The sequence below is a fragment of the Mesorhizobium sp. M4B.F.Ca.ET.214.01.1.1 genome (assembly GCF_004791545.1).
Lineage (GTDB): Bacteria > Pseudomonadota > Alphaproteobacteria > Rhizobiales > Rhizobiaceae > Mesorhizobium > Mesorhizobium abyssinicae.
The window spans coordinates 125392-137740 of the sequence record NZ_SRUX01000012.1 but is presented as its reverse complement, the minus strand read 5'-3'; the positions used below and the strand labels follow the sequence as shown (position 1 = coordinate 137740).

Sequence of the window (12349 nt, the reverse complement as noted above, 5' to 3'; positions counted from 1 at the left end):
TCGGCGAATTTGGCTTGCGCCATGGGCGCCCTGGTGCCGGCGAAATCAGGCGGGCGGCAGCTGGCCGGTCTCGATGCGCTCGAGCCGGTAGCGCAGCAGCCGCAGGATGCGGCTTTCGAAGTTGACGCTCTCGACGCGGTCGAACCGCACCTGGTCCTGGTCGTGCCTGGCGAGCTCGGCCGCGGTGATCTGCGCGGCTCTCGCCTTGACTTCGGCGCAGGTCTTTTGCGGATAGCTCGCCTTCAGCGCGTCCTCCAGCTGCCTGGCGTGGTTCTTGGCGATCTCGACATGGCGTTCCTCGTGCCGCTTGATGTCGGCCGACAGCGTGTTCCAGAACAGCTTCACGTCGGCATCGGCCTTGCGCGAACTGCGCCATTCCGGAAGAATCACCTTGACCTTTACAGTCACAATGGCGTCGGCGACCCGGCAGGAACCCGGGCTTTCCGCATAGCTGACGCGGGTGGTGAACGCCATCTGCGTCGCGCCCGGGTGCCGCGAGCCGGTGCTCTTCACCTGCGGGCCGTGCTTGGAAAGCTGGGTCTCGATGTCGTCCAGCGTGCGGCCGCCAATTGCGAAGTAGCTGTAGGTCTTGACCAGATTGGCCGCGCCGGCGGGCAGGGCGGTCAGCGCGAGAACCAGGGCGCAGGTAAGCGAACGTTTCATCATGTTGCCTCTTCGGCCACCTTGCTTTACGGCCGCTCTCGGCGCAACGGATTTGATTTCCAGCGGATCATAAGATGGTTGACGGACAATGACGACGAGGCGATGGCAGCTGGCGCATGGACGCCATCTCGACCTTGGCGGCAAGGCCGTCGTGGTCGGCATCCTCAACGTCACACCGGACAGTTTTTCCGATGGCGGGCTGTTCGCCGCGCGCGACACCGCGCTCGCCCAGGCGCGCCGCATGGTTGAGGAGGGCGCAGCCGTCATCGATGTCGGTGGCGAATCGACCAGGCCAGGCGCCTCCGCCGTGACCGGCGAGGAAGAGCAGGCGCGTGTCCTGCCGGTCATCGAGGCGCTCGCCGGTTCCGGCGAGGCGCTGATCTCGGTCGACACCTATCGCGAGGACACCGCGCGCCTGGCCGTCGCCGCCGGCGCGCATATCGTCAACGATGTCTGGGGCCTGCAGCGCGAGCCGGGCATTGCCCGCGTCGCCGCCGAAACCGGCGCCGGCCTCGTCATCATGCACACCGGTCGTGGCAGGCAGAAGCTGCCTGACGTCATCGACGACCAGCTTTTCTTTCTCCGCAAGTCGCTGGAGATCGCGCGGGCCAGCGGCGTCGCCGATGATCAGATCGTGCTCGACCCCGGCTTCGGCTTCGCCAAGGAAACGGCCGAGGAGAACCGCGACCTGATGGCGCGGTTTACCGAGCTTCAGGCGCTCGGCCACCCATTGATGGCCGGAACTTCGCGAAAGCGCTTCATCGGCGCCGTGACCGGGCGGGATGCCGCCGAGCGCGGCGCCGGAACGGCAGCCACCAGCGTCATTTTGAGATTGAAAGGCGCGCATCTATTTCGCGTCCACGATGTCGCAATCAACGTGGATGCGCTGGCGCTGGCCGATGCTATGCTGGCGCGTGAAACCGACCCGTCCGGACGCTGAGCCATGTATGTCATCCGCATGAAGAACTGCGCCTTCTTTGCCCGGCACGGCGTGCTGGACGAGGAGGAGACGCTCGGCCAGCGTTTTTATGTCGACGCGGCGCTGACCGTCGAGCCGGGCCGGGCGCTCGTCGAGGATTCGATCGAGGACACCGTCAACTATGGCGTCGCCTTCACGGTGATCGAGAAGATCGTCACCGGGCACCGGCGTTTCCTGATCGAGGCGCTTGCGCTGGAAGTGGCCAAGGCGCTGACGGCGCGGTTTCCGCAGATCAAGAGGGCCGAGATCACCGTGCGCAAGCCCAACGCGCCGGTGCCCGGCGTGCTCGACCATGTCGAGGTGACCGTTGTCTGGCCCGAATAACACGGTCTACCTCAGCCTTGGCGGCAATCTCGGCGATCCCGCCAAGTCGATGGCGGCCGCGCTGCGCCTTCTGGATGGAGACGACAAGACCAGTGTCGTCGCGGTCTCCTCGCTCTACCGCACGCCGCCCTGGGGCAAGCTCGACCAGCCCGATTTCCTCAATGCCGCAGCTACGATCGCGACCGGGCTTGCGCCGCGCGAACTGCTCGATCTTTGCCTCGATGCGGAGCGTCGGCTGAAGCGGGTGCGCGAGGAGCGCTGGGGGCCGCGGCTGATCGATATCGACATTTTGGTGTTCGGCGACCGCATCATCCACGAGACCGGTCTGGAAGTGCCGCATCCGCGCATGCTGGAGCGTGCTTTCGTGCTCGCGCCCCTGGCCGAGATCGCGCCGGAGCTTGCCATCGGCGGCAAGAGCGTGTCGGAACGCCTCGGCGCGGTCGATGCGTCCGGTATCGAGCGCCTGCCGTCGGGTCGGGATTGGTGGCTGGCTTAGGAACTGCCGACCGACGCCTGCAATCCGGCTGAAATCAGCCGGAAAATCCGCCGCCGTCGAGGAAGGCCTGTTCCTCCGGCGTCGTCTCGCGGCCGAGCATCCGGTTGCGGTGCGGGAAGCGGCCGAAGCGCTGGATGATGTCGCGGTGCTCGACCGCATATTTCAGGTAGGCCTGGGCGCTGGTGGAGGTGAGCTCCACCGACCGCGCCTGGTCGACAAGCAGCTCCGAATGCTCGAACGGCAGATAGAGGAAGAAGCGAATATCTTCTTCCAGCGCCAGGTCATGGCCGGCGGCGATGGCCTTGCCGGCGAAATGGCGCGCCAGCGGGTCGGTTGCATACATATGGCCGGTGCCGCGAAAGCAGTTGCGCGGAAACTGATCGAGCAGGACCATCAGCGCCAGCGAACCTTCGGCGTGTTCGCACCAGTCGTCGCATTCGCGCCGCGCGGCGGCGTGGTGCAGGTCGAGGAAACGGGATCGGAAATCCGCGTCGAAGGCATCGTTCTTCTCGAACCAGGCGTCCTCGCCGGCCTCACGCCAGAATGCGGTGACGGTGAGCGCGCGTTTGTCCAGTTCAGCCATCTATTCCTCCGCAGGCTCGGATTTGCTCAGCACGCCGGCGGTCTCCTCGTTGAGCGCCTGGCCGGTGCGGCGCGGCGGCGTCAGCGGCGTCGGGATCGGCGTGCCGATATTGCCCTTCAGGAAGCGCTGGCCGGCGCGCACGCCTTCGGCCAGTTGCATCTCGAAGCGGGCGGTGTCGCGACGGCGGACATCCTCGATCACCTCGGCGACGTCTTCCGGGTCGACGCCCAGCGCTTCGAGCGCCGAGCCGCCGAAGACCAATGCCGATTCGAAGGTCTCGCGCAGCTGGTAGTCGACGCCGGCGCGGATGAGCTGCAAGGCAGTGCCGCGGTCGAAGGCGCGCGCCAGGATCGTCACCAGCGGGAATTCGGCCTTGATCAACTGCGCGATGCGCACCGCGGCTTCCGGCTTGTCGACGCAGATCAGGACTGCGCGCGCCCGCCCGGCGCCGGCTGCGTGCAGGATATCCAGCCGCGTGCCGTCGCCGTAATAGACCTTGAAGCCGAAATCGGCCGCCGCCTGGATCATCTCGACCTCGTTGTCGATGATCGACACATCGATGCCGCGCAGCAGCAGCGGCTGGGAGGCGATCTGGCCGAAGCGGCCGAAGCCGATAATGAGCACGCTGCCGGAAAGGCCTTCGGCGACGTCGACGCCGTCGAGCGATTGCTCGTCGCGCGGCGTCACATAGCGCAGCGCGATGATGGCGAGCGGCGTCAGCACCATGGAGATGATGACGATCGCCGTCAGCGTCGCGTTGGCCTGGCCGTCGATGATGCCGACCGCCGCCGCCGCCGAATAGAGCACGAAAGCGAATTCGCCGCCTTGCGCCATGAACACGGCGCGTTCCAGCGCCTCGCGATGACCGGTCTTCAGCATGCGGGCGACGACGTAGATGCCGAGCGCCTTCATCACCATGTAGGCGACGACATAGATGGCGACCAGCCGCCAGTTCGCGGCCACGACGTGCAGGTCGAGCGACATGCCGACGGCGAGGAAGAACAGGCCGAGCAGGATGCCGCGGAAGGGTTCGATGTCGGCCTCGAGCTGATGGCGGAAGGTCGATTCGGAAAGCAGCACGCCGGCGAGGAAAGCGCCCATCGCCATCGACAGGCCCGAAAGCTGCATGGCGAGCGCCGATCCCAGAACCACCAGCAGCGCCGCTGCCGTCATCACCTCGCGGGCGCGGGCCTCGGCCAGGATGCGGAAGAACGGATTGAGCAGATAGCGCCCGGCCACCACCAGGCCAACGATCGCGGCAAGGCCGATGCCGACCTCGGTCAGTCGCTGCGACAGGCGGGTCTCGGCGCCGCCCGGCGCCAGGAAGGCGATCAGCGCCAGCAACGGCACGATCGCCAGGTCCTCCAGCAGCAGGATCGAGACGATTCGCTGGCCCTTGGGCGTGGCGATCTCGCCGCGCTCCTCCAGCAATTGCATGACGATCGCCGTCGAGGTCAGGACGAAGCCGGCGCCGGCGACGAAGGACTGCGCGATCGGAAAGCCGCCGGCGAGCCCGACGCTGGTGAGCAGCGCCGCGCAGACGCCGACCTGCAGCGCGCCGAGGCCGAAGATCTCGCGGCGCAGGCCCCAAAGTCGCGACGGCTGCATCTCCAGCCCTATGATGAACAGGAACATGACGACGCCGAGTTCGGCGACGTGGAGGATGGCTTCCGATTCGGAGAAGATTCCGAGGCCAAACGGGCCGATGACGACGCCGGCGGCGAGATAGCCGAGGATGGAACCGAGCCCCATGCGCTTGAAGATCGGGACCGCGACCACGCCGGCCGCGAGCAGCGCCACCACCTGGATAAGATCGCTGCCCGATGCTTCTGCCGCCATGCCTCTTGTCCCTGTGTTCAGCAGCACTCCTTGCATGCAGTTGGAGCCAGAGGCAAGGGTGGGAAACCTACCAGGACGGGCAGGTGCCGTTGACGCGATTCCTCTGGTGGAACAATGGTCTCCGCTTGCCTGTCGGACGATCGGCATCTATATCTGGTAAATGCTTGACCATTCGTCCCGCCCGTCTTCGCCGACGCATATTCCGATGGATGCGCTCAGCGAAGTTCTGCAGGACTTTCGCTTGAGTGGCGTCAACTACGGCCGTTGCGAGCTCCGGCATCCGTGGAGCATAGACTTTCCGAAACAACAGCTGCTGCGGTTTCATTTTGTCGGCCAGGGTCCATGCTGGATTCACACCGAAGCGCAGGGCTGGCAGGAGTTGCGCAATGGCGATCTGGTCCTGCTGCCGCAAGGCATCGCCCACCGGCTGGCGAGCGCGCCGGACGTTGAAGGCGGCTCGCTCGAAGGTTGCCAGGTAATCAAGCTGGGCGGCAATGTCTGCGAAGTGGTTCGGCAGGGAACGGGCGCGACGAGCACTCTTTTCTGCGGCTCCATGGCCTTGGGCTCCTGTGCGCTCAACCCATTGATTACGTTGATGCCGCCTGTCATCAAGGGTTGCGACGTGGCTGGGAATGACCCTGTCGTCGGTCCTCTGCTGGCGGCCATGACGGTGGAGGCCGCGCAACCGCAGATGGGCAGCGCCACGATCCTGTCGCGTATGGCGGACTTGCTAACGGCCCGGCTCATCCGCTGCTGGGTCAATTGCAACGGCGCGTCGACCACCGGTTGGCTCGCAGCCATCCGCGACCCGCATATCGGCCGCGCTCTGGCAGCCATGCACCGCGACCCCGGCCATAACTGGACGCTGGGAAGCTTGGCGAGCGTGGCAGGCCAATCGCGCTCGATTTTCGCCGAGCGCTTCAGCGCTGTCCTGGGGGAAGGCGCCGCACACTATCTCGCCCGCATGCGTATGCAGCTTGCCCGCGAATTGCTGGGCCAGAACGGCTTGTCGGTTGCCGAAGTCGCTACCCGTTTGGGCTACGATTCCGAGGCATCCTTCGCTCGCGCGTTCAAACGCATCACCAATGTTTCGCCGGGCGTTGTGCGTCGCACAAATCCCGGACGAATAGATATGAATTTCGGATTCTAAGGTACATATCATCCGGGCGGACTTGCCTATCTAAGATCTCCAATTTTTGGAGATTCTTCCGTGACTGACACAACATTACAGCTTGAAGACGCAGCGATCGGCCTTGATGCCGATGCGCCAACCGCGTGGGGCGCAGCCACCTGGTTCGCGGTCATTTCACTGGCGGCCACCAGCTTTGCCCTGGTGTCCGCCGAATTCCTGCCGGCCGGTCTATTGACGCCGATGGCGCGCGATCTCGGCATCAGCGAGGGAACGGCCGGACAGGTCGTCACCGCCACCGCTTCGGTCGGCGCCGTGACGGCCATGCTGAGCAATGTTCTCATCGGCCGATTGAACCGCAAGACGGTGCTGATTGGCCTCATGGCCCTGGCGGTCGCTTCCAATATTCTTGCGGCGCTGGCGCCCAATTTCTGGCTGCTGTTGCTTGGCAGAGCCGGGCTCGGCATCGCGCTCAGCGCGTTCTGGGCGCTTTCGGTTGCCGTCGTGGCAAGGCTGGTTGGCGCCAACGCGACAGGTCGAGGCATGGCCATCGTCACTCTTGGCGTCTCGCTCGCCACCATTGCCGCACCCTCGATGGGAGCGCTGATCAGCGACTGGCTGGGATGGCGCAGCGCCATGGCGATGACAGCGGGGCTGGCGCTGGTTGCCATGCTGCTGCAGTTTCTCAGCCTGCCGACCTTGCCTGCAAGTGCAAGCAATAGCCTTGCCGACGTATTTCGGCTGACACGGCGGCGTGGCATTCAACTCGGCATGCTTGCCATTGTCTTGCTCATGACCGGGCATTTCGCCGGCTCAGTCTATGTGCGCCCCTTCCTCGAACACGTGACGCTGCTTGCGACCGGGCCGATAGCGCTCGCGCTGCTTGGATTTGGCATCGCCGCAGTGGTCGGAAACATTGCCGGCGGCCGCTTGGCCGATGCCAATATCCGCACGGCGCTCGTGATCACCGCTGCGTTGATGGCGTTTGCGGCGCTAGCATTGGTGCTTTGGGGTGTGCACATCGGCGCTGCCTTCGGCTTCGTTACGCTTTGGGGCTTGGCGTTCGGCATGGGGCCGGTGGTGCTGCCGACTAATCTGTCGCGTGCGGCACCTGACGCGCTGGAAGCGGCGGGCAGCCTGATGGTCGTCTCTTTCCAGGTCGCCATCACCATTGGCGCGGTTGTCGGTGGCTATGTCGTGGACAATTACGGCGCTACGGCGCCCCTGACGCTTACTGCCATCCTTGCCGCATCGACGGCTCTGCTGGCGCTGCTACAGCCTCGCAGCTGAACCCTGCGTCGACCATCGCGGCGGCCAGGCTCCGGGCCGCCGCGATGTTGCAGCCGCGTTACACAAGTTTACGTGATGCACGCGTTGCGTGTTGCCACAATCGACGGCTAAGGGACGCTCGGCTTCGGCCATTGGGAAGGAGCGACCACCGCTGCCTTTTTTGAGGAGATGACTGACATGAAGAAGTTTTTGCTCGTCGCCGTGGGTGTTGCGGCGCTTGCCGGTTCGGCCTGTTCGAAGGCGCCTGAGTGCACCGCCGAAATGGCGACCAAGAAGGCGCAGGACATGACTGCCGCGCTGCAGGAAGCGATCACCAAGGATCCGTCCAAGGCAGCCGACCTGTCGGCCAAGGTCCAGGCTGTCACGGACAAGTACAAGGACGCCTCGACTTTGGCCGAGGCCTGCAAGGCCTATGACGAAGTGACGGCCGCCATCAAGGGCTGAGCGTCCGAAAATGAACAAGGCGGTGGCTTGAGGCCGCCGCCTTTTTTTGTTGCAGGTTGTGGATCTCAGTTCGGCGCGATCGAGCCGACTTCGACGGTGTCTACCCGCTTCAGGCTCATGCCGATCACTGGCACCAGCTGTTTGTTGACGCGCACGGCGACCGTCACCGTCATCGAATTGTCGTCGGGGATGCGCGCCTGCATGACGCCGTTCAATTGATTGCGGTTGATGGTGAAGACGACCTTCTGGGCGTCGACGACATTGCCGCCGATGATATCGAGCCCGTTGCCGGACGATCCACCCATGAAGTTGCCCTTGTAGTCGCGACCCTTGCGTTCGACGGTGGCGGACATCTTCTGCGTGAACACGCCGACGCGGCAATCGCCGTCGAGCGTCATGCCGGTCTTGCCGTCGGGCGTCGTGCCATTGAAATTGCAGGTGAATTTCGTGCCCTTGTACTTGCCGGCAACGATTTCGCCCGGGCCGACCCACTTGCCCTCGACCGACCGGAAGAACTGCTTGTCGGGTTCGGCTCCAAGCGCTTTTCCGGCAAGGGCCAAAGGTGCCACAACCGCGACCGCAAGAGGCAGGACGCTGTACAGATTTACTCTTTTCATAGACGACACCCGGCAGCAAGAACGCTGTTTGCTAGACGTGTCAGACCATGAACAAGATTGGTTAATGCTTCGTCACTTGGCGGCGCCGATTACTTGCCGGGGGCCGAAGTTTCGCCATCTTTCCTGGCCGCGAACGATGTCAGCGCGGAGAGGAAATCGCTCAGTCCAGGCCGCCTCGCGGCGATGAAGGGCAGGGGCCGCGCCGTTTCCATCGCCGCTATGCCGATTCGTGCCGTCATCATGCCGTTGACGACCCCCTCGCCAAGTTTCGCCGAAAGCCTCGCGGCAAGCCCGTGGCCGACGATCTGCTGCACGAAACTGTCGCCGACGGCGATCGAGCCGGTCACCGCCAGGTGCGCAAGGACGTTGCGCGCCAGCCGGAAGAAGCCAAGCGTGCCCGGCCGGCCGCCATAGAGCTCCGACAGGCGGCGGATGAGTCGCCCGGCCTCGAACACGACGTAGGCGACATCGACGAGGGCGCGCGGGCTGACCGCGGTCACCAGCGAAACGCGCTTTGCCGCTTCGAGGATCATCGCCCTGGCGCGGACATCGAGCGGGCCGAGGATCTCGGTCTCGGCGAGCCGCACCAGATTGCCGCCGTCGATGATCTCGCCGCGCAGTTTGGCGAGCGCGCGCCTGCCGGCCGCGGTCTCCGGCTTGGCGGCGACGAAGGCTGAAAGCTCGTCGACGACGGACCGCGCCGCCTTCGGGTCGTCGCGGGCGACCGCGTCAAGCGCCCGCCGCTGCAGTTTTTCGACCTCGGCCAGGCGGGCAATCGCCAGGAATTCGCGCACCAGGATGACTACCAGCGCCAGCACCGCGATCGCCGCCATGCCGGCGGCCAGCCAGCCCAGCCATTCGGCGCGTTCGAACAGGTCGCGGATGAGCTGGTCCGTCCAAAGGCCGACCGCCAGCGAAACCAGCACGCCCACGGCGCCGAAGAACAGGCGGGCGAGCAGGGAACGCTTGCGCGGCGCGGTGGCCGGCGGCGGCTCGGCGGCAACGATGTCGGGCTCGTCGAAGACGTCGATCTCGGATGGAATGACGACTGCCACGTCGGCCTTTGCCGCGCGTGGCCGGCGCGCCGGCTCAGCCTCGACGGGCCGCGGCTTCGGCGTCTCCCGGCTCGGCTCCGGCTCGATGCGGAATGCAGCGGGTTTGCGGGGCGCGCTCATGCCAGGTGGTCTCCAATCAGGAACTGCAGCGCCCGGTCGAGCCGGATATGCGGCAGCGACAGCGTAACACCTTCGGCCGTGCGTTCGAGCTTTGGCGGGCGGAACCGCACGAAGCGGATCGCCGGGTCGCCGCCATCCGGCGACGTTACGGAGGGATCGAAAACCGTGTCAACTTTGTCAGGCAAGTCGCCGGGAAATATGGCTGTTTCGGTCTTGCCGTCGAACGTATCGCCATTGATCCGCTCGCCCTTCAGCGGCGTGCCGATGATAACGGGCAGGGTTTCGCGGCCCTGCTTGACCGTGCCTTCGCGGGTGGCGCGCACGGCCGCCAGGGCGACCACGTCGACATCGGCTCCGGTGAAGTTCGCCCGTGCCACCGCGCGGTCGGCAAGCCGGCGCACGATCGCCTGCAACCGGTCATGGCTTTCATGATGCAGGTGATCGGCCTTGGTCGCCGCCACCAGGATGCGGTCGATGCGCCGTGAAAACAGGTCGGTGAGGAAATTGCCGCGACCGGGGCGGAAACAGGCGAGGATTTCGGTGACGGCACGCTCCAGGTCGGCCATCGCGGCCGGGCCCGCGTTCAGCGCCTGCATGGCGTCGATCAGCACGATCTGGCGGTCGAGCCGCGTTATGTGCTCGCGGAAGAACGGTTTCACCACATGCGTCTTGTAGGCCTCGTAGCGCCGCTCCATCATCGCCTGCAGCGAACCGGGGCGGGGCCGCCGCTCGGCCAGTGCCGGCAACGGCGCGAAGGTCAGCGCGGGCGAGCCGTCGAGGTCGCCGGGCATCAGGAAACGGCCGGGCGGCAAGGTCGACAGCGCGCGCTCGTCGAGCTTGCACGCCTTGAGATAGGCCGAAAAGGCCTCGGCAAGCCGGCGCGCCGTCATCTCGTCGGCATCGGCGTTGGGATCGATCGTGGCAGCGAGCGTTCGCCAGCCTTCGGAAAGATCGGTGCGCACCGGCAGCGCCGCCATCTCCATCGCCTCGCGCGAGAAATCGGCGAAGGATTTGCCGAGCAGCGGCAGGTCGAGCAGCCATTCGCCCGGGTAGTCGACGATGTCGAGCGACAATTTTCCAGCCGAAAACATACGGTTCCAGCCGGAAGCTGATTCGTATTCGATGGTCAGCCGCAGCTCGGAGATGGCGCGCGTCGAGTCCGGCCAGACACGGTCGTTGACCAGCGCCGCGACATGATCCTCGTACTGGAAGCGGGGAACGGCGTCGTCGGGCTGCTCCTCGAGGAAGGCGCGTGCGATGCGCCCCGATTTCTGCGCCTCGAACAGCGGCAGGCGGCCGCCATGGATCAGGTTGTGGACAAGCGCGGAGATGAACACCGTCTTGCCGGCGCGGGAAAGGCCGGTGACGCCCAACCTGAGCGACGGCGCAAAGAGCCCGGCGGCGCGCCCTGAAAGCGTGTCGAGAGCGATCTTCGCCTCGTCGGTGAAAGTGGTCAGCGATGATGCCAAAACATGCTCTCTGAGGGCCCGTCGGTTCCCGATATAGGCACTCAGGCTGCGGTTTGGAATGGCGCTGCCAATTTGGGTCTCAGAGGTCGGCCGGTGTCAAAAAGGCCTCGAGATAGCCGCTGCCCTGCTCGGCATGGGCAAGACTGCCGGGGAAGCGGACGACTGCGAGGCCAGATGTCGGGAAACCATGGTTCATTATGCCACGCGCGGCCTCCTCGCCGTCGCCCGAGACCGCCATGGCGAGATCCTCCGTCATCGGATTGTGGCCGATGACCAGCAGCGAGCCCACCCCGCCATTGTCGCGGATGATGCCGAGATAGCCGGCGGCGTCCTCGCTGTAGAGGGTGTCGAAGAACAGCACCCGGCCGGTATCGGTCTGGCCGGCCAGTCCCTCCAGGGTCTGGCGGGCCCGTTTTGCGTTGGAGCAAAGGGTCAGGTCGGGCACGTAGTTGCGGCTGCGCATGGCTGCCCCGATCGCCTCGGCATCGGCGATGCCGGAGGCATCGAGCGGACGGTCGAAGTCGCGAACGCCGGGCAGCGCCCATCCGGCCTTGGCATGTCTCAACAGGTAGAGTTTGCTCACCGCTCCCCCAAAATGCCTGGTTGGCACAATGGGATTAGCCACGAGAAAGCCATGGCGCACAATGGCCAATAGCCTTCAACCACAACGAATCATGGATGAATTCGATTTCCGCTCGCAAGCATAACGATATCATGGACAGCTGTGGGTCCGATATTACATTTGCGTGAAACGGTCGCCGATTGCGCTTGTGCACGCTTCTCTGCGCGAATATATAGGCGCCAAATTTGGGGTTGTTGGGTGAGTCGAATGAACGACATCGTTACCGCCGATTACGTACCCTCTGAAGACGAGCCGTTCATGAACGAACGGCAGAAATCTTACTTTCGAATGAAGCTCGTCGCCTGGAAGAACGACATTTTGCGCGAAGCGCGCGAAACCCTCGAAGTCCTGCAGCAAGAAAACGCCAACCATCCCGACCTCGCCGACCGCGCCTCCTCGGAAACCGACCGAGCCATTGAACTCCGCGCCCGCGATCGTCAGCGCAAGCTCATCTCGAAAATCGATTCCGCGCTCCAGCGCATCGACGAAGGCACTTACGGCTATTGCGAGGAGACTGGCGAGCCGATTGCTCTGAAGCGGCTCGATGCGCGTCCGATCGCGACACTGTCGATCGAGGCGCAGGAGCGCCACGAGCGCCGGGAGAAGGTCTATCGCGACGACTGACGCGCTGGGATAATCACCCAGGGGTTTAGAAAATGGCCGGGCGACCGGCCATTTTTGTGCCCGCGTGGCGTTGCATCCTCGGTTGCGCAAGCGAT

Annotated in this window: 14 protein-coding genes; 7 read left to right on the top strand and 7 right to left on the bottom strand. The window is 64.8% G+C overall.

Annotated elements, in window-relative coordinates; all coding sequences use genetic code 11:
• Nucleotides 1–45: 45 nt before the first annotated feature.
• Nucleotides 46–666 (bottom strand): DUF922 domain-containing protein, encoded by a 621-nt coding sequence (locus tag EN857_RS23250; RefSeq protein WP_127392998.1) that lies wholly within the window; start codon nucleotides 664–666, stop codon nucleotides 46–48.
• A gap of 85 nt (nucleotides 667–751) precedes the next feature.
• Between EN857_RS23250 and folP the strand changes: the two genes are divergently transcribed.
• Genes folP through folK form a run of 3 tightly spaced genes read left to right on the top strand, consistent with a single transcriptional unit; the run spans nucleotide 752 to nucleotide 2462 of the window.
• On the top strand, nucleotides 752–1603 hold the full coding sequence (gene folP / locus EN857_RS23245) for a dihydropteroate synthase (RefSeq protein ID WP_135859263.1): 852 nt from the start codon (nucleotides 752–754) through the stop codon (nucleotides 1601–1603).
• A 3-nt stretch (nucleotides 1604–1606) separates the two neighbouring features.
• A complete protein-coding gene (gene folB / locus EN857_RS23240) occupies nucleotides 1607–1966 on the top strand; it encodes a dihydroneopterin aldolase (RefSeq protein WP_127286302.1) in 360 nt (119 codons plus the stop codon).
• Nucleotides 1950–2462: a 2-amino-4-hydroxy-6-hydroxymethyldihydropteridine diphosphokinase gene (gene folK, locus EN857_RS23235; protein WP_127393000.1), complete on the top strand. Its 513-nt coding sequence runs from the start codon at nucleotides 1950–1952 to the stop codon at nucleotides 2460–2462. The genes folB and folK overlap by 17 nt, the downstream gene beginning before the upstream one ends.
• Nucleotides 2463–2496: 34 nt before the next feature.
• Here folK and EN857_RS23230 read toward each other — a convergent pair whose 3' ends face one another.
• Together EN857_RS23230 and EN857_RS23225 are read right to left on the bottom strand one after the other, a co-directional pair.
• Nucleotides 2497–3045, bottom strand: a complete 549-nt coding sequence (locus EN857_RS23230) for a DUF924 family protein (RefSeq protein WP_127393001.1) — start codon at nucleotides 3043–3045, stop codon at nucleotides 2497–2499.
• The gene (locus tag EN857_RS23225) at nucleotides 3046–4884 is read right to left on the bottom strand and encodes a monovalent cation:proton antiporter-2 (CPA2) family protein (protein ID WP_128346723.1); all 1839 of its coding nucleotides are present in this window, start codon (nucleotides 4882–4884) and stop codon (nucleotides 3046–3048) included.
• Between the two features lie 160 nt (nucleotides 4885–5044).
• Between EN857_RS23225 and EN857_RS23220 the strand changes: the two genes are divergently transcribed.
• The 3 genes from EN857_RS23220 (at nucleotide 5045) to EN857_RS23210 (ending at nucleotide 7747) form a co-directional block, all read left to right on the top strand.
• Nucleotides 5045–6034 carry an AraC family transcriptional regulator gene (locus EN857_RS23220; protein WP_127286307.1) on the top strand — a complete coding sequence of 330 codons (990 nt, stop codon included), beginning with the start codon at nucleotides 5045–5047 and terminating at the stop codon, nucleotides 6032–6034.
• A 60-nt stretch (nucleotides 6035–6094) separates the two neighbouring features.
• Nucleotides 6095–7303, top strand: coding sequence for an MFS transporter (locus EN857_RS23215; RefSeq protein WP_127309906.1), 1209 nt, complete (start codon nucleotides 6095–6097; stop codon nucleotides 7301–7303).
• 177 nt (nucleotides 7304–7480) lie between these two features.
• Complete coding sequence (locus EN857_RS23210) at nucleotides 7481–7747, top strand: hypothetical protein (RefSeq protein WP_126054776.1); 267 nt, start codon at nucleotides 7481–7483, stop codon at nucleotides 7745–7747.
• Nucleotides 7748–7812: 65 nt separating this feature from the next.
• Here the strand turns inward: EN857_RS23210 and EN857_RS23205 are convergent, their stop codons facing one another.
• The 4 genes from EN857_RS23205 to EN857_RS23190 all read right to left on the bottom strand — a co-directional run bounded on the left by EN857_RS23205 (nucleotide 7813) and on the right by EN857_RS23190 (nucleotide 11591).
• Nucleotides 7813–8364, bottom strand: a complete 552-nt coding sequence (locus EN857_RS23205) for a hypothetical protein (RefSeq protein ID WP_127309905.1) — start codon at nucleotides 8362–8364, stop codon at nucleotides 7813–7815.
• A gap of 89 nt (nucleotides 8365–8453) precedes the next feature.
• Nucleotides 8454–9539 carry a YcjF family protein gene (locus tag EN857_RS23200; RefSeq protein ID WP_128346931.1) on the bottom strand — a complete coding sequence of 362 codons (1086 nt, stop codon included), beginning with the start codon at nucleotides 9537–9539 and terminating at the stop codon, nucleotides 8454–8456.
• Complete coding sequence (locus EN857_RS23195) at nucleotides 9536–11008, bottom strand: YcjX family protein (protein WP_127393257.1); 1473 nt, start codon at nucleotides 11006–11008, stop codon at nucleotides 9536–9538. Before EN857_RS23195 ends, EN857_RS23200 begins: the two co-directional genes overlap by 4 nt.
• A 79-nt stretch (nucleotides 11009–11087) precedes the next feature.
• Nucleotides 11088–11591 (bottom strand): histidine phosphatase family protein, encoded by a 504-nt coding sequence (locus EN857_RS23190; protein ID WP_127287093.1) that lies wholly within the window; start codon nucleotides 11589–11591, stop codon nucleotides 11088–11090.
• Nucleotides 11592–11837: 246 nt separating this feature from the next.
• Here EN857_RS23190 and dksA point away from each other — a divergent pair, with 246 nt between their 5' ends.
• On the top strand, nucleotides 11838–12254 hold the full coding sequence (gene dksA / locus EN857_RS23185) for an RNA polymerase-binding protein DksA (protein ID WP_127393258.1): 417 nt from the start codon (nucleotides 11838–11840) through the stop codon (nucleotides 12252–12254).
• The last annotated feature ends 95 nt before the right edge of the window (nucleotides 12255–12349 follow it).